The sequence below is a fragment of the Paenibacillus sp. USHLN196 genome, assembly GCF_037144955.1.
Taxonomy (GTDB): domain Bacteria; phylum Bacillota; class Bacilli; order Paenibacillales; family Paenibacillaceae; genus Paenibacillus; species Paenibacillus xylanexedens_C.
The window spans coordinates 383379-401221 of sequence record NZ_JBBCYH010000002.1; the positions used below are offsets into that span (position 1 = coordinate 383379).

General features: G+C 46.7%; 12 protein-coding genes. 9 read left to right on the plus strand and 3 right to left on the minus strand.

What is annotated here, in order from left to right; all coding sequences use genetic code 11:
* Positions 1–325: 325 nt before the first annotated feature.
* The 8 genes from WFI24_RS04955 to WFI24_RS04990 all read left to right on the plus strand — a co-directional run bounded on the left by WFI24_RS04955 (position 326) and on the right by WFI24_RS04990 (position 11879).
* Positions 326–1249, plus strand: a complete 924-nt coding sequence (locus WFI24_RS04955) for an S-layer homology domain-containing protein (RefSeq protein WP_336759222.1) — start codon at positions 326–328, stop codon at positions 1247–1249.
* 976 nt (positions 1250–2225) lie between these two features.
* Positions 2226–3197 (plus strand): ABC transporter permease, encoded by a 972-nt coding sequence (locus WFI24_RS04960; RefSeq protein ID WP_237176658.1) that lies wholly within the window; start codon positions 2226–2228, stop codon positions 3195–3197.
* 15 nt (positions 3198–3212) lie between these two features.
* Positions 3213–4121, plus strand: coding sequence for a carbohydrate ABC transporter permease (locus WFI24_RS04965; protein WP_036668765.1), 909 nt, complete (start codon positions 3213–3215; stop codon positions 4119–4121).
* A 41-nt stretch (positions 4122–4162) separates the two neighbouring features.
* On the plus strand, positions 4163–5758 hold the full coding sequence (locus tag WFI24_RS04970) for an extracellular solute-binding protein (protein WP_336759224.1): 1596 nt from the start codon (positions 4163–4165) through the stop codon (positions 5756–5758).
* A 49-nt stretch (positions 5759–5807) separates the two neighbouring features.
* Positions 5808–7094, plus strand: a complete 1287-nt coding sequence (locus WFI24_RS04975; protein WP_336759226.1) for an alpha-L-fucosidase — start codon at positions 5808–5810, stop codon at positions 7092–7094.
* A gap of 63 nt (positions 7095–7157) precedes the next feature.
* Entirely contained in the window at positions 7158–8180 is a 1023-nt protein-coding gene (locus WFI24_RS04980) for a carbohydrate-binding family 9-like protein (protein WP_221819048.1), read from the plus strand.
* Between the two features lie 7 nt (positions 8181–8187).
* Entirely contained in the window at positions 8188–10821 is a 2634-nt protein-coding gene (locus WFI24_RS04985; protein ID WP_221819049.1) for a transglutaminase domain-containing protein, read from the plus strand.
* A 5-nt stretch (positions 10822–10826) separates the two neighbouring features.
* Positions 10827–11879 carry a glycoside hydrolase family 18 protein gene (locus WFI24_RS04990; RefSeq protein ID WP_221819050.1) on the plus strand — a complete coding sequence of 351 codons (1053 nt, stop codon included), beginning with the start codon at positions 10827–10829 and terminating at the stop codon, positions 11877–11879.
* A gap of 151 nt (positions 11880–12030) precedes the next feature.
* Here WFI24_RS04990 and WFI24_RS04995 read toward each other — a convergent pair whose 3' ends face one another.
* Positions 12031–14331: a helix-turn-helix domain-containing protein gene (locus tag WFI24_RS04995; RefSeq protein WP_221819051.1), complete on the minus strand. Its 2301-nt coding sequence runs from the start codon at positions 14329–14331 to the stop codon at positions 12031–12033.
* 317 nt (positions 14332–14648) lie between these two features.
* Complete coding sequence (locus WFI24_RS05000; RefSeq protein WP_221819317.1) at positions 14649–16163, minus strand: glycoside hydrolase family 43 protein; 1515 nt, start codon at positions 16161–16163, stop codon at positions 14649–14651.
* A 171-nt stretch (positions 16164–16334) separates the two neighbouring features.
* Between WFI24_RS05000 and WFI24_RS05005 the strand changes: the two genes are divergently transcribed.
* A complete protein-coding gene (locus WFI24_RS05005; RefSeq protein ID WP_221819052.1) occupies positions 16335–17201 on the plus strand; it encodes a helix-turn-helix domain-containing protein in 867 nt (288 codons plus the stop codon).
* A 71-nt stretch (positions 17202–17272) separates the two neighbouring features.
* On the opposite strand, the gene WFI24_RS05010 is transcribed toward WFI24_RS05005, so the two are convergent.
* A complete protein-coding gene (locus WFI24_RS05010) occupies positions 17273–17842 on the minus strand; it encodes a YdeI/OmpD-associated family protein (protein ID WP_221819053.1) in 570 nt (189 codons plus the stop codon).
* Position 17843: the final 1 nt, after the last annotated feature.

Sequence of the window (17843 nt, forward strand, 5' to 3'; positions counted from 1 at the left end):
GTTCAGGTGGAGTCAAGAAGAGGGCCGACACCTGGTTATTAGCGCGTCGTGCCCTCTTACTGTATGCGATCCGGTTTGCTGTTTATCCGTCATCCAATGGATTTCTCTATTCTTATTTTTGCGCTAATCCGATGGGATGTCAACGAAGCCACTTAGCAAAAAGCAGGTGATTTAGATTATCGGCGTTGGAGAAGAGTTGTATGCCGTGTTCTCGTGTTGTATTCACCAGATGTCGAAATTACTGAAACATTTTCTAGGGATACCCCGTCTGTAGGAATGAAGAGGTAACAAATAGGCTTTACTAAACATATGGAGGTGCCAGGAAATGAAACATAAAAGAGGATTGGCTGCAACACTTGCGCTCTGCGTTTCTTTGACAGCAGGAGGTGCATCGGTACTCGCGTTTTCAGATGTGAAAGATGAAGGGCAGAAGTCGGTTGTCGATTCATTGAAATCAAAAGGCATTGTTAACGGAGTAACAGCGGATCTGTTCCGTCCAGATCTTGCATTGTCCGAGCCACAGGGTGTTCAACTGATTGTGAATGCATTTGGTCTGAAAAATGAATTTGCGGAAGCATCCGCTCAGAATAAAATCAGTCCGGACACTTGGTATGCTGACGCTGTTCAAGCCGCTACTCAGAATGGACTGTCCATTCCGGTTGAAGTGAACCCGCAGGGCAAGATGACGCGTGAACTGTTTGTCATTTTGCTACATGAAGGGATTAACACAACCGGGAATTATCCGGTCATCATGAAGTATAATCTTGTTAAGGACGAAAATAAAATCGGTAAGGACGCCATATCTGCAGTCCAGAACCTGCTGAACATGAACATCATTGAACTGGATAAGGACGGTAACTTCCGTCCAGATCAGTCGCTTACCCGTATGGAGGCTGCAAGCATGATCTTCAATGCACTTGAATTTGTGGATAAACACGGCAATGGCGGCTCGGCAGAGCCAGCTCCAACTAATCCAGGTGAAGGCCAACAAGCGATTGTACCTGAAGTAACAACGACGAAGGTTGATGACAAAACAACCAAAGTTAAACTCAGTGCTGAAATGCCACACCCTGGTTATGGATTGAAGATTGATGATGTAAAATTGGAGAAGGATGGACGCGCTATCGTGCTTTACTCCATTATTCAACCTGATCCAGACATGATGTATCCGATGGTTATCACAAATGTGACCGCAGAAACGGATATCCCAACGGGATATACGGCAGAAGCTCAACCTTCTGGTAAGTAAATTCACTGCAAACCATACAAACTAAACGCTGATTAAACGGATATGTATCCTCAAACCCACCTTCCATATATGTATGGAAGGTGGGTTTTTCATTTGAGTTGAAGTGAACATCTCAGTCGGGTTACATGACAACTTTTCCTTTGTATGATAATTTAAATTACACTTTATGAAGTTTTATAAATTATTTGTGTTATGTTTATTAACATAAATCTATAATCTATGAAATATATAATGGGTATTTGTTAAGGTTATACAGCTAATTTGTGTTATCGTAGCAGCTTATATTATGGTCTTTTTCCAAAAAAACTCACCGGACTCAGTTTACAAGCCTTGTGCAAAATCTACATATACGACTCAATATCCCCAGTGTTTACAGGCATTCATGTATCCTATAGGCAAAGATAAAAACAACATATATACGAAAGAGGGAGGAGAATTATAGAATAAGGACAAGCAGTTACAGGTTTGTATTATGCGTTATGTATATGAAAGATAATATTACACTTCGATTTAACATTTAAGTGGCTTTCCCTGCAGTATGATGCGTTTAGACATGAACACCCTGGTCAGGTAAGTATGTGGGTTTTGACTTTAAGGCCTGTTTGCTAACCTCCGTTTAGTTCCAACATCTTTCCAAGTTCGTAGGATACAACTCCAAATGACATCTAAAGGAGGGAAAAAGGTCAAATTCTACATGTTTTACTTCCCCAAAATGACAATGACAAGCTGATAACAAAAGTGTAAACCCCCGTTGTAACAGTATATTCCGTGATTTTAAGAGTGAAGATGGAAATGGCATATTTACGAATTAGAGAATGATCCATAAACTCAGTATGTAAGCGTTACCAAATAGGGAGGGAAACAGAGCTGCTCGTCATGGAAACGTTTCGGAAATCCTTCCTTATATTTAAACAGGTGTGCTGGGCTCTTCCTCACAAACGGCCGGATTTTCATTATAAAAGGAGGAAACAAACTGATGCAGCTAAATGGGGAGTCTCCCTCGACGCAAAACTTAGCGGTAAACACGATTCCGAACAGCAAGAAAAATAAATTATGGAGAAGGATGATTCGAAACTGGGAGTTGTATCTGTTTATCGCGCCAGCATTTCTATACTTTCTGATATTCCATTACGGTCCGATGTACGGTATACAGATCGCATTCAAAAACTTTATCCCGACACTTGGTGTCACGGGAAGCCCGTGGGTCGGATTCGATCATTTCATCCGTTTCTTCAATTCTTATTATTTCTGGGATTTGCTATGGAATACTCTTAGCATCAGCTTGTATGAGTTGGCCATAGGTTTTCCGCTGCCAATCATTCTTGCGTTAGCGTTCAATGAAGTAAAGGACTCCTTTTTCAAACGTACCGTACAGACCGTCACGTATGCACCGCATTTTATTTCGGTCGTTGTCATGTCGGGGATGATCATTACCTTTTTATCACCATCGTCAGGCATGATTGTCAATTTGGTACAGGCCCTTGGATTCCAGGCACCTCAATTCCTGACGGACCCTGCGTGGTTCAAGACAGTGTATGTTCTGTCAGGAGTCTGGCAAAGTGCAGGCTGGGGCACCATTATATACCTTGCCGCTCTATCGGGTGTGGACCCGCAACTGCATGAAGCGGCTGTGGTAGATGGTGCGAGCCGGTTTAAACGGATTTTGCATATTAACATTCCAGCGATCATCCCTACAATCACCATCTTGTTAATTCTGAATATGGGCAGTATTCTGGGCGTCGGATTCGAGAAAATCCTGTTGCTGCAAAATCCGCTGAACATGGGCTCGTCCGATGTCATCTCAACATTTGTCTATCGGTCCGGTCTGGTCGATGCGCAGTACAGTTTCTCTACGGCGGTGGGATTGTTCAACTCCGTAGTGAATGCAATTCTGCTTATTACCGTGAATCAGATTGCACGCCGCACCAGTGAAAACAGCCTATGGTAAAAGGAGGGAATACACATGTCATCCGCTGTGAAAGAAAGCAGAAGTGATAAATTGTTCTTATTGTGCAATTACATCTATCTGACGGTAGCGCTCGTCATTGTGCTGTATCCGCTGTTATACATCATCAGTGCTTCAATCAGTGATCCCAAATATGTAGCCTCCGGTGAGATGTGGCTGCTACCCAAAGGCATTACTTTTGAAGGTTATGCCCGGGTGTTTGAGAACACCAACATCTGGATTGGGTACAAAAACACGATCATCTATACCGTTGTAGGCACCATCGTTAACCTGATTGTTACACTACCCGCAGCCTATGCGCTCAGCCGCTCGGACTTTGTGGGACGTGGATTCTTCATGGCGATGTTTATGGTAACGATGTTCTTCGGCGGAGGGCTTGTCCCAAGTTACCTGCTCGTTAAGGATCTTGGTATGGTGAACAGCATGTGGGCACTTATTCTGCCTGGAGCTGCATCCATATGGAATATTATCGTATGCCGGACGTTCTTCCAATCGACCATTCCCAAGGAGTTACAGGAAGCGGCGCATATTGATGGGTGTACCAACACCCGGTTGTTCATCAAGATTGTGCTCCCGCTTTCCATGCCAATCATTGCAGTGATGGCGCTCTTCTATGGAGTCGGACACTGGAACAGCTATTTTAGTGCCATGATCTATCTGAATGATTCTTCCAAGTACCCGCTGCAGCTCTTTCTGCGCCAGATTCTGGTGCTTCAGGAAATGGCGGCTCAAGGGGGAGGCGCTATCGATACGTCTTCAGCAACGGCGATGAATACCAAAGCGGAGATCGCTGCACTGGTTAAATATGCCGTCATTATTGTTGCCACCCTTCCGGTTATTGCAGTCTATCCGTTCCTACAGCGTTACTTTGTACAGGGTGTTATGATCGGTTCCGTTAAGGGATGATCTTAATCCATATACCACATTAAACAAGGGGAGTTGTTGTCATGAAAAAGCTTCGTAAGGCTTCATCCATTACACTCTGTCTCACCTTATTCGCAACATTGCTTGCAGCTTGTGGTTCAACCAATGAAGACGGAAGCACGACCTCCAAAGTAGAGGGGGTCAAAAAAGAAGGTTTCCCCATTGTAGACAAAACACTAACGTTGAAGGTCATGTCCCAGGATGCGGGCGTAGCCGACTGGAGCACCATGCCTGTGCTGCAAGAAATGGAGAAACTGTCGGGCATCAAGCTGGAGTACCAGCTCTCACCAATCGATAGCTTTGAAACGAAGAAAAATCTGGTTTTCGCGAGCGGGGACTTGCCAGATATGTTCTATGCTGCAGACCTCAAGCCAGCTGAGCAGGTGACTTATGGTAGCCAGGGCATTCTGATTCCGTTGGAAAAATACATTGACGAAGGTTATGCACCCAATATCAAAAAGATCCTCGATGAGAACCCGGATGTCCGCAAATCATTTACAACACCTGATGGGCATATGTATGCACTCCCATTCATTGATAAAGCGGCCGTGTGGTATAGAGGCCCAATGTGGTACAACGGGGAATTCTTGAAGGCACTTAACGTAGAAGAGCCCAAGACTACGGAAGAATTGTATACGTATCTTAAGCGTGTAAAAGAAGAAGACCCTAATGGCAATGGCCAGCAAGATGAAATACCGCTTACTTCTGTAAAACTGGATGATCTTCGCATGTTTTTCTTCGGCTTCTGGGGAATGTACAACGAAGGCATCTATTCCGATAAAGACGGAAAAGTTCACTATCCTTATCAAGAAGAAGGCTACAAAGGTTATCTTACATTCATGAACCGCTTGTGGAAGGAAGACTTGCTGGATCACGAGACCTTCTCTCAAACAGGTGATCAGAAAAAAGCTAAAGGTGAAAGCAACAAACTTGCACTGTTCAACGATTACCATCCATACTTCACGCTTGGTGGTGAACCTAGCACGGATCATCCGCTGATGACACCCGTGAAGAGCGAGGTGGCAGACTCTCCAGTGTACGGCAAGCATCCGGGGATGTCGGCTCGCGGTACCTTTGCTATTACAAGCAGCAACCCGTCACCCGAGGCGACGATGCGATGGATCGATTACTTATACAGCTATGAAGGTGCGACACTGTTCAATCAAGGTCCAGAAGGTGTGCTGTGGAAATTCAAAGACAAGGAAAATCACGTGAAAGAGTGGCTCCCTGTTCCTGGCGGCGGTGATCGTGAGGAATACCGGGGTAAAATCACGCCGAACTTTGGTATCCTGACACCGGGTATTAATGATCCGGATGTAGCGAAGGGGCTACGCACCGAATTTGATGAGTGGATTGACCAGCAGAATCAAGAGAAGTTGGTACCTATCGGAAAAGCACCATTTCCTAACGTTTATCTGACGAATGAAGAGCAAAGCGAAGCAACCGCTCTATTGTCTGACCTGGATACGTACGTCAAACAGATGGAAGCGAAGTTTGTGACCGGTCAGGAACCGCTTGAGAACTGGGATAAGTACACTGCACAGATGAAGAAAATGGGCAGTGACCGTATCATCGAACTGTATCAGGGGGCATATGACCGCTGGAATACTGGAGAATGACCTAAAGATTTTTCACAGATAAGGACTCTCGAAAGAGGTGTGGACAGCTATGCAGAAATGGTTTGAAGAAGCCAAACTGGGGATATTCATCCACTATGGCATCTATGCGGTGGACGGGGTTGCGGAATCCTGGTCCTTCTATAATGGCAGGATATCCTATGAAGAATATATGAAACAGTTGGATGGTTTTACGGCATCGGAATTTAATGCGGAGAAGTGGGCGGACTTGATTGAGAAGTCTGGTGCCCGTTATGCCGTATTAACAACGAAGCATCATGATGGCGTTGCTCTATGGGATACGCAATATAGCGATCTCAATGTTGTCAAACAGACACCAGCGAATCGTGACATTGTGAAGGAATATGCGGAAGCGATTCGGGAAAAGGGCATTCATCTGGGGATGTATTACTCGCTGATTGATTGGTCACACCCGGATTATCCTAGCGTGTATGAAGGTGGAAAAGTACCCGAGGATCTCAGCAGAGTCAACCGGCATTCAAGTCCTGTGGACGGCGTTCAGGATCAGGTAAAGTGGCAGAAGTTCCTGCAATTCAATAACCACCAACTGGGAGAGATTTTAACAAATTACGGAAAGGTGGATCTGCTGTGGTTTGATGGGGACTGGGAACGGAGCGCCCAGCAGTGGAATCTGCCGGAGTTCAAGCATTACCTGCAATCTTTCAATCCGGATATTATCATTAACTCCCGTCTGCAGGGTTATGGGGATTACAAAACGCCTGAGCAAGGCATTCCGATCACAAGACCGGAGGGACCCTGGGAATTCTGCACCACGATCAACACATCATGGGGTTATGTGCCAACCGATCATAAATACAAATCGTTAAATCAGATCATTCGAATGTTCTGTGACTGCATTTCGATGGGCGGTAATATGTTGCTGGATATCGGTCCGCGTGAAGATGGCACCATCGATCAGAGGCAGGAGGACATTCTGCTTGGGCTGGGAGCATGGATCCGAACCCATGAAGAGGCCGTCTTTGGTACGGGCGAAGGCATTATGCCCCGCTATTATCTGGGGGGAAGCACCGTATCCGAGGATCGAAAGACGCTGTACCTGTTTGTGTATGACGATCCAAAAGAGAATGTGTGCATCAAGGGTCTCTGCAATCCGATCAAGAAAATTACCGTGCTGCATTCGGGCAAAGAGCTGAATCATGAGATTCATGGGGGCGTGCCTTGGTTCAATATCCCGGGGACAACGTGGATCAAGATGACCCCGGAGGACACGCATGAACAGGTGACCGTTCTTAAGCTCGAATTTGATGAGGAGCTGGAAATGTACGGCGGCTCTGGAGCCGTTGTCACCCATAACTAACCATTACGGGGAGGGCATGTGCTGGTAGATGCATGCCCTCCCTTACGAATTGGAGAGAGTGACATGAACAGAAGTGGAGTGCCAGAACCCAGGATTGAGTATGCTCCCAAACATTATATATGCAAGCGTGCGCAGGAACCGTTGGTGTTAGACGGTCGTGTGGATAAGGCATTTTGGAATGCGGCTCATTGGACGGATGATTTCGTTGATATCGAAGGGGATCTTCGTCCGAAGCCAGAGAAACAGACACGGGTAAAAATGCTGTGGGATGACGACTATTTCTATTTTGCTGCCGAGCTGATTGAAGATCAGATCTGGGCTACCCTGACTGAACGTGATTCCGTTATTTTTTATGACAATGACTTCGAAATTTTTATCGATCCCGACGGGGATTCCCATCAATATTATGAGTTCGAGATCAATGCGCTCAATACGGTATGGGACCTGTTATTAGTGAAGCCTTATCGGGATGGTGGGCCTCCGGTTAACGGTTGGGATATCAGCGGTCTCAAGACGGCCGTATATATCGATGGGGAACTGAACAGACCTGATGCAGAGAACCGGAAATGGAGCGTGGAAGTTGCGATTCCCTGGGCCAGTCTAAAGGAATGTGCCGAAGGAAACCGTCCACCTGCGCCGGGTGAGTTCTGGCGTGTCAACTTCTCGCGTGTGGAGTGGCAAACCGAGGTACAGGACGGTGAGTACCGCAAGGTGTTGAATCCAGATACGGGTAAACCTTATCCGGAGGACAACTGGGTGTGGTCACCTATGGGCATCATCAATATGCATTACCCGGAGTTGTGGGGTTATGTTGTATTCTCGGATGACGGAACGGATCATTCGTTTGAGTTGACGGAAGACGAACGAATCAAATGGGAGCTTCGTAAGCTCTATTACCGTGAACGCAATTATTATGAAACCCATGGTGAATTTACACAGGATGTGAAGCTGCTTATGGGTGAGGAATCGTGGAGCTGTGAGCCTGTTATTGAAACGACTCGCAGCCTGTTCCAGATTACTGCGCCTTCCGCGGATGGCACGGCCTTGATCTGTATTCGGGAAGACGGAAAGCTGTGGAAGGAGTGAGAACGCAATGACCAGCCAAACCTTGGTGTTTTCCCTTGATGCACAGTCATTGGAGAGGATTGAGCAGAAGTTCCAGGAGAAGGTACGTTTTGCAGAGGCCCGCAAATCGGAATTGTTTCATGTTTTTCAGCAGGAGCTAACGCAAGAAGAGACATGGGCACTGAAGTATGTCTATGCCTATATGCCGGTAAACGACATGGCTGATTATAACGGGGCCTTGTTCTTGAGCCATGTGCGCCAGGCTTTGGACACCCGCAAACGTGTGCCTTGGGGAGAACGCGTTCCTGATCATTTGTTCCTTCATTTTGTACTGCCTTATCGCATAAATACGGAGAATATTGAAGATTTCCGCGGTTTGATATATGACGAATTAGCCGAGCGGACAGCGAAGTTATCCATGGCGGATGCCATTCTAGAGACCAATTACTGGTGTCATGAGAAAGCGACCTATATTGGCAGCGATCTGCGTACGATATCACCGCTGACGATGATCCGGAATGCTCGTGGTCGATGCGGCGAAGAATCCACGCTGGCGGTGGCCGCTCTTCGCAGCATTGGCATACCCGCCCGTCAGGTCTACACACCGCGCTGGGCTCACTGTGACAGTAACCATGCTTGGGTAGAAGCCTGGGCAGATGGTCAATGGTATTACATCGGGGCATGCGAGCCTGAAGCCCGTCTGAACCAAGGGTGGTTCAGTCCGCCAGCCCGCAGGGCCATGCTGATTAATACGAGGATCTATGCCGACTATCCCGGACCGGAGGATATAACGCTCTCCGAGAAGGGATTTACGGAAATTAATTTGCTTGAGAACTATGCGCCCACACGCAACATTTATGTGAAGGTGAAAAATGAACAGGGAGAGCCTGTACTCGGCGCGAGTGTCCGTTTTGAGCTGTACAATACCGCTGAATTCTATCCGATTGCCGAAATCAGGACGGACGCACAAGGGGAAGCTGCTTTTAAGACAGGCTATGGCGAACTTTTGATTCGTGCGGTCAGCGGCGGCAAGTGGAGTGAAATCCTATACAAGGCTCAGGACAGCGATCATGTTGAGCTAGTGTTGAACTCGTCAGAGCAGCCATCAGGGATCGTGGATTTTGATATGGTTCCCCCTCCGGAAGGGGAGGGAGAAGTAGTGACTGCATTACCGGAAGAGAAGATCCGGGATCACAACCGCCGCCTGGAGGAAGGCACGAAGATTCGGAGTGGATATGAGGGTACATTCCTGAGTGAGGAAGAGGCGTTTGCTTTGGCTCGTTCGGCTGGACTGCCTTCGGAACGGGTATGGGACATTCTACGGAAGGCACGAGGGAACAGTCGCGAAATCGCAGCTTTTCTGGAGGAACGTTCCAATGCATATGGTGAGTGGCCGCTCCGGTTGTTGGAGTCGATGAATGAAAAAGATTTAATGGATACCTTTCGTCAGACGCTGGACGATCATCTGATCGGTGCGCTCTCGCAGCAAGGGTCATGGGCGGAAGATACGTTCGTGAGATACATCCTGTGTCCGCGGATCTCCTATGAGATGCTGGTCCCTTATCGGGGTGTATTCCAGAATGCCTTTTCGGCAGATGAAGCGGCAACTTTCAGGGAGAATCCCTCGCTAATTGCCCAAATACTGGAACAGCAGTATGAATACTATGAAGATCTTCCCAATCTAAAAGGCAAAGGGAATCCAATAGGGACGTATAGTCTAATGAAGGGAGACTCTCAGTCGCTGGATATTTTGTTTGTGGCTGTATGTCGCAGTTTGGGTATTCCGGCCCGATTACATCCGAGCGCACAGAAACCACAGTATCTAAGTGACAGAGGCTGGGAGGATGCAGTATTTAGTCTCACCTCACCTCTAACTCAGGAGAGCAGAAGCTGGGGAATGCTCCAACTTCATTGGGATATAAAAGCTCCACAGGACACACCTGCAGCATCTTATTTCGAAAACTTCTCGTTTGCCCGTCTGAAAGATGGCATCTACACGACATTGATTTATCCTTATGGCAGTACGGATGTCTATAGTGAGCCATATGAGGTTGAGGCAGGCGCTTATCGCTTAACGACAGGCGTTAGGCTGAAAGATGGAACGGCTAAAGTACGCTTTATTTACTTTACCGTGAGCGCCGGAGATACCACTGAGGTTGTATTATCTTATCGCGAGAATGAGGTTGATATTCCTGTACTGGGTAAACTGGTACCAGAAAGTATTCTGACCCGTCTGGATGGCTCAGAGGTAGAACTGGAGGAACTTCTGGGATCGGAGGGTGCCATTGCTGCCTGGATTGAACCGGAGCGGGAACCGACCAAACATCTGATTCGTGAACTGTGCGAGCTGGCAGAGCCGCTGGATAAGCTGGGTATACCAATCGTACTCATAATCGGAGATGCAGAATGGAACGCTGCCTTTGACCCTGCTGGTTATCCAAAGCTGCCTGTACGTACGGTTTTTGTACGAGATTCCAGTTATGCTTCCTTGTCCGGCTTCAATTCGAAGCCTGCAGCTCACGAAGCGGGTTATCCACATCTATTTGTACTGGATACTCAGCATCAAATCCGTTATACGGCTTCCGGTTACAAGATCGGTACGGGAAAGGAAGCCTTGCAGATAGCTGCTGCGATATCTCAATCATCGAACGGATTGGAGTGAAGAGAGTGACCAAATATATTGCTGCGGGTTATGCTGTTGATTCAGTTCTCCCCGATATGGCACATGAGGATCTGTCGAAGTTAACACATCTGAACGTAGCCTTCGGACATGTCAAAAATGATGCAATCACCACCGAGCATTTAAAAAACGGCCATGTGATCCGGAACATCAAGCGGGAGCATCCGAATCTTACAGTGCTGTTGTCTGTTGGCGGATGGAGTGCTGGCGGTTTCTCAGAGGCCGCCTCAACTCAAGTGGGGAGGGACACCATGGCCGCATCGGCAGTCCGGGTGTTGGAGGAATACCCTTTTGACGGGATTGATCTGGACTGGGAGTATCCTTGTTATGGTGAAGCTGGTATCGCATCCAGTCCTGATGATAAACGGAATTTCACCTTGCTACTCAAGACAATTCGGGAGTCACTGGATGCCAAGGGAGCCGAGGATAGCCGTCATTATCTGCTCACCATTGCGGCAGGGGCTGATCAATACTACGTTGATGGTACAGAGATGGCCGAGGTGCAGCAGTACCTGGACTATGTTCAGTTGATGACCTATGATATGCGTGGCGGTTTTCAGGTTCTGACCGGACACCATACGAATCTGTACACGCCAACAGGAGATCTGTTTCGAATTAGTACGGATGCTTCCGTGAACCTGTTTGTTCGCGCTGGTGTCCCGAAGGAGAAAATTGTGATCGGAGCTGCGTTCTATTCCCGGATCTGGAATGAGGTTCCTGACCAAAACCACGGGCTCCATCAAATGGCTGGTAGCACAGGCGGCTACGGTCCGTCATTTGCAGAGCTGGAAGCGAAGTACATCAACAAGAATGGATACATCCGTTATTGGGATGAGGAAGCCTGTGCACCGTTTCTGTTTAATGGGTCCAGCCTCATATCTTATGATGATGAAGAATCGATCCATTGCAAATGTGATTACGTAAAGGAACAAGGTCTGGCCGGAATCATGTTCTGGGAGTACGGTTGTGATCCTACTCACCGTTTGCTGGGTGCAGTGCATCAAGGGCTGAAGGATCTTCCGGTTGGGAAAATCGGATAAGGCCGCCGGCCGCGACGAATCAGATTATGTCTACGGACTAAAAACATACGAAGGGGCCGTCCTATACGTTATGAGCATGACGTATAGGACGGCCCCTTGTTTGCGTTAGTTCGGTCTAATGAATCAGGCACATGTTAGACGATGTCTCCCTTTATCCAATACATTCCTCGTCGTCATCATCAGGGGAATCGGCGGAGCCGTTGGGACGGTGCATTTTACGGTATTGCCCTGGGGTATAACCCGTCTCTTTTTTGAATTTGCGGATGAAGTTTGGTGTATCCAGGTAACCGACACGCGTGATGATATCTTTTAACGGATCGGTAGTATGCAGCAGTAGTCGAATGACCTCATCCATCCGTTTCTGCCAGATATATTGGGTAAAGTTCATGCCGATCTTTTCTTTGAAAGAACGACTGAAATAGGATGAAGAGATCGTGAACTTTGATGAAATCGTACCCAGACTGAGATCATAATCAGAGAAATTGGCATCGATATAAGCAACGATTTCATCCATAAGAGAGCTTTCTTCCGTCTCACTCTTCGCCTCGACATGGGCGCAGATTTCGGCGGCAAGGCCTGTCAGTTTTTTCTCCAAGTCCTCCAACGAGTCGTAGGAAGTGATCCTTGGAAGTTGATCAACCACATGATGGATTCCAAGCTCCGAAGCGGTTTTGAGCATTGTATTCAGAATATCAAAGCAGATGCAACGCAGCAGCGGTACAGATGGTATTTCGGATTTCAGGGTATTCAATGCAGTTGACACCATCTGAACCGCCACATCATAGCTGCCTTGTTTCAAGCTCTGAACCAGCTTCAACAATACATCCTTGGGGACCCAGAAGGAAGAATCCTGTACACCGGAACCGGAAAGGTCGTTAAAGTATGTACTGCTTCCCTGTCCATGCAGCATCGATGCTTCCAGAGCGGTCGAGGCTTCGATGTAGGACTGATTCAGCTGTTTCGGATAAGTGTACTGATTGCCTATCCCGATTGCGGGCGCGACCCTGGTGTGATCTGTCACCATCCATTGCAGTTTTTCAACAATAGGCTCCATACGGGCATTTAGGCTACCTTCATGCTCTATTTCGGCATCAAATCCTATGATAAGGGCCAATTGGTTTGCCTGTGGCTGCTCCACGCCGTAAGCATAAGCGGACAACTCCGGCAGCTCCACATCGTTCATCAGCTGCATGACAGTAGGTTGCTCGGGGTTATCACCGTTAGGAAAAGCATGCATTTCCCAGCCCATGATCATGACAAAATAATGGGATCGGTTAAAGCGTATGCCAAGCTTATCCGTAAACTCAGAGGGGAAATCTCCGGTGTGACCATGCTTCAGCAACATGAGCAAAATGTGATTGCGGGCATAGGGCTCCTGAAGATCTACACGCTGACTATAATCATGCAGTGTTTTCTTGATCCATTCCAGCTCGTTGGTGGTGGAAGATGGATCAGGATCATTCTTCAACCGAATGAACTCCATTAAGTCTGAAATCGGATGATACTGTCTCCGGGCCAACATAATGGCGAGGAACGTGCCCATCACCACCATGAAGGAGAAAACGAGAACAACAAAGGTGCGAATATGAACGATTCGGCTGAAAAATTGGTTGCTGGGCATAGCGGTCACATAAGTCCAACCCGCATCCGATTTAACAGATACAACCGAATGTGGTTCTTGATTTAAGGAGATGCTATGCGTCCCGGGTTCAAGAGTAAACAGAGCGTTAACTTCTTGCTCGGATATGATTTCTCCCTTGTAATTGGCCGCCAGTACTTGCCCGTAATTATCGAAAATATACGTCATCCCGTGATAGTCACTGAGGATGGAATCAATTAAGCCTGTCAGATTGGACTCGTGAATCAGGTACATGACGGTTCCATGGGCGGGTGTATTGTTAGGTGCAATCGGTACAAGATAGGCCAGCATGGAATTGGGTATTCTGGTTCCTTGGACGACCTGCTCCGCTGGACGTATCGTGGGGGACTGCACGTTATTCAAATCCCGGATCATGTCTGTTTTGTTCCACGTAGTAAATTTGTAGCGGCCAGTGAATACATCCAGATTCTCAGAACCTTGAGAAGAATAGATGTTATCATCTCCGCGGAAGAACAGGAATAACTCATCGATAATGGAACTGGTGGCTTTGTATTTGACCAATGCACCGATTGATTCCCGGCTATAGTACGGATGGTGGGTCCAATACCGCGTTAACTGCTCATCGTACGCGATGCGAAAAGCGATGTCCTGTAATTCCTTCATGCGATCATCGATGACGGTTTTGGCTTGAGTGAGCTGATTGACATTGGTCTGTTCAATCTCTGAACGGAGCGTGTTCACAGCGTTGTGATAAATAATGATGGTTAAAATAACAAGAGGGATAAGGAAAATGGAGATATAGGATAGTGTGTACTTAAGCAGAAGCTTGGACTTGAAGTGATTCCATTTCATATCTGCAACCTCCCGTTTTCTTTCGTGCTGCAGCGATAGCGCTCTCATATGGGCAGTGAAGGTATTGCCAGATGAGAGCTGCTGGGGTGTTCTTACTAAAAATACTAGGAGAACTTCTCTAATAAAGCAATGGAGAACTTTAATAAATTTCAGAGCAATTATCGAGAAAGATATAAAGATAGCAAAATCCCCTCAAAGTTCACTCATTTCCTTATGCTACCACACAAGGTTTTTCAAAGAGTATCTACTTTAAGGGGATATATTTGAGCTGATCATATATTATATTTTCTAATTATTGAGTATAGGAGTTAAAACGATTATTCTTCCAGAGGTTCATAGTCAAACAAATCGAAACTTGCAGGCGTACACTCCCCCGATGGAGCATAAGCGTACATGGCGATCATCACACCTGTGAAACCACTTGCCACTTCGGTAGATAACAGATGTGTTTCCCCTGAACCCACTTCGATGGCATCGGACGAACCTTGCTGGTAGAGGAACGTGAAGTTATTCCGGTCAGCCTTGATTTGTAATACAACCCGCCCCGTGTCACAGTCAAGCACCTGTTCGGTTCGCAGAGAGCCGACGGTTCGTCGCAATACGATTTTCTTCTGCCCATCGATCTGTGTTACAGCCAAATCGTAATGATATTTATCATTCATAAATAAGGTTAATCCGGCTTCTTCACCGCTCGCATTTGGCTCATAACGCAGCTCGGTAGCCATATTGCATAAGAAATGGCTCAATCGACGTCCAACAAAGGCTGGATTTTGTCCATCATCAAGTGAAACCGGGTTACCCCGCAGGATGAGTTGCCCGGGATTTTCTGTGAGCGTCCAACTATCCGGAGCCGGGTTTCGCAAGAAGATCCAGTTCATGTCCAATGTTGGTTCGTCAAAATGATCCCGGATAGCCTGAGGTGTCCAAGGGTGCTCAGGCAACGAAGGTTTGGACATCTCCGGCTCAATATGTCCGTCCACACCGATCATTGGCCAACCGTCATCCGTCCAAGTGACAGGTGCCAGGAAGGTTTCGCGTCCCAGATGGTGCCGCATGGGGTAACCTGCTGGACGAAGGCCCAGACATACGGCCCACCAGCTTCCATCCTGGATCTGGACAAGGTCTGCATGACCGGTTGCATGGATACTGGATTTCATGCTTCGATTGGATAGAATCGGATTATGAGGACACGGATCAAATGGTCCGTATGGATCTGTACTCCGAGCAATGGTCTCCATATGACCATACTCGGTTCCACCTTCGGCGATCATCAAATAGTAGAAGTCGTTTATTTTGTACAGGTGGGGGGCTTCGGGGGCTGCTCCTCCGGTTCCGTTCCAGATCAATCGGCTATTGGTTAGTTTGGCTCCTGTCTTGATGTCTATCTCACACTGATAGATGCCCTCGCCTTCATTTCCATTACAGGCTGTTTGGAAATACACACGACCATCTTCGTCAAATAGAAAAGAGGGATCTATACCATCTTGATCAACGAAGATGGGAGCAGACCATGGCCCTTCAGGTTGGATGCTGCGTACATAAAAATTTCCGCCGCCACTGACATTGGTTGTTGTCATATAGAACCAACCATCATGATACCTGAGTGTTGGGGCATAAATGCCGCCAGAGCTGCCTGCATTTGCTAAAGGAAGTTGTTCTGGGGTAGTAAGGACATGGCCGATCTGTCGCCAGTTCACAAGGTCTTTGCTGTGGAAGATGGGCACACCAGGGAAATATTCAAAGGTACTGGTTACCAGATAATAGTCTTCATCTACACGGCAGATACTCGGATCTGGATAAAACCCAGGAATCACCGGATTGGTATATTTTATCATGTTATGCTCCTATTCATTGTGAGAGTTTAGTATGAATCTGGACACATTGAAAATCCCTGCTACAAGGCGAATTATAACGCTTATAAGTATATGGAACCTTGATTTTTCGGTCCTGGAATAGCATGATATAGACATTCAACCCAACAATGTTCGTGGAGGGGAATGCTTTTGAGTAATGCATATTTGAGATGGTTTACTTCAGATCATCAACAATTTCCGTTTTTTATTCAGTACGGTGGACATGTTGAGGACATGGAACTTCATAATCATATGGATTTTACGGAACTTGTGATTGTACTGAATGGTCATGCAACTCATGTGGTGAACACCGAAGAATTTTTTATCAAAAAAGGAAACGCGTTTGTGATCAATGGCGACACCCATCATGCGTACAAAGACCCTCATGATTTTAGGATCTGTAATGTTATGTTCAGTCCCGAGATGCTTGCTTCGGCTGGGCCCGATCTGAGAAAATCTAACGGCTTCCAGGCGCTGTTTGTTTTGGAACCGATTTATCGTAATATTCACTCCTTTCCGAGTAAATTGGCGTTATCCATTTCCAGTCTGGAGTATGTAGAATCGCTGATATCGTTCATGATTGAGGAGTATCAGAGTAAACAGCAAGGGTATCAGACGATGTTGATCTCACGTCTTACGGAGATGGTTGTTTATTTGTCGAGGCAATATGATACACAGGAGAAAGGAATCGAAGGTAATAATCTGATGCATCTGGCAAATGCCATTTCATTTATTGAAGATCATTATCTTGAGCCACTGTCGCTGGAGGATATTGCGGGGAAGTCGAATATCTCAATAAGGCATCTGAATCGGATTTTTCGATCCTATTATCAGATGACCCCGATCTCTTATCTGCAAAAGTTGCGTCTGGAGAAGGCATGTCATTTGTTGAAAAACGGGAACCTGTCCATTACGGAAATTTCGTATGAATGCGGGTTTAACGACAGTAATTATTTTACCCGCCAGTTTAAGAAAGCCTTTGGCAAGTCTCCCAAAACATACAGACAGACTCATTAATACATGACTGAATATAAAACACCAAACAGGGCCTCCTCATATGGAGGTCCTGTATGCTGTCTCGGGTAAATTCAATAGTCCAAAAGCCGTCCATTGTCATGCCACAGACCGTACATTTTATTCTCCTTTGTGCTGGTTATGAACTTATCCAATCTGCTCTGTAATAATGCTGGCTGTTTCTTGACACTTTGGATCGTATCAATCCGAACGTTTTGATACAGGGCAGGGAAGGCCAAGAAGTTCGCATACACCTGTTGGTCCTCTTTCAGCCTTTGTTCGATGACGGCATCGATGATGAAAGCAGTCGGGTCCATCACAGGAAGAACCTTTCTACCTTCGTCATGCATTAAGCCCAACTTTTCAAGACGACGGACACGTTCCTTGTTCAATTCAGTCCAAGAGCTTCGTTTGCTTCGAGGAGATAATCTCTGTGCCAATTGGGTCTCGGATATTTTCTTTTTGACACCATCGATCCAGCCGAAGCATAGCGACTCCTCAACCACATCCAAGTACAGCAGGGTATCAGAAGTTGGTTTCATGCTTACAATGACCCAGCAAGATTGCTGGACTTTTCCGTGCTCCTGCAACCAATTTCTCAATTCTTCCCTCGATGTCACGGGGATACAATGTACATTTTCCATT

What these genes read in the sequence shown, in the direction of transcription:
- WFI24_RS04980 (WP_221819048.1), top strand. Translation starts at nt 7,158, where the DNA reads ATGAACAGAAGTGGAGTGCCAGAACCCAGGATTGAGTATGCTCCCAAA.
- WFI24_RS04975 (WP_336759226.1), top strand. Translation starts at nt 5,808, where the DNA reads ATGCAGAAATGGTTTGAAGAAGCCAAACTGGGGATATTCATCCACTAT.
- WFI24_RS04970 (WP_336759224.1), top strand. Translation starts at nt 4,163, where the DNA reads ATGAAAAAGCTTCGTAAGGCTTCATCCATTACACTCTGTCTCACCTTA.
- WFI24_RS04985 (WP_221819049.1), top strand. Translation starts at nt 8,188, where the DNA reads ATGACCAGCCAAACCTTGGTGTTTTCCCTTGATGCACAGTCATTGGAG.
- WFI24_RS04955 (WP_336759222.1), top strand. Translation starts at nt 326, where the DNA reads ATGAAACATAAAAGAGGATTGGCTGCAACACTTGCGCTCTGCGTTTCT.
- WFI24_RS04995 (WP_221819051.1), bottom strand. Translation starts at nt 14,331, where the DNA reads ATGAAATGGAATCACTTCAAGTCCAAGCTTCTGCTTAAGTACACACTA.
- WFI24_RS05010 (WP_221819053.1), bottom strand. Translation starts at nt 17,842, where the DNA reads ATGGAAAATGTACATTGTATCCCCGTGACATCGAGGGAAGAATTGAGA.
- WFI24_RS04965 (WP_036668765.1), top strand. Translation starts at nt 3,213, where the DNA reads ATGTCATCCGCTGTGAAAGAAAGCAGAAGTGATAAATTGTTCTTATTG.
- WFI24_RS04960 (WP_237176658.1), top strand. Translation starts at nt 2,226, where the DNA reads ATGCAGCTAAATGGGGAGTCTCCCTCGACGCAAAACTTAGCGGTAAAC.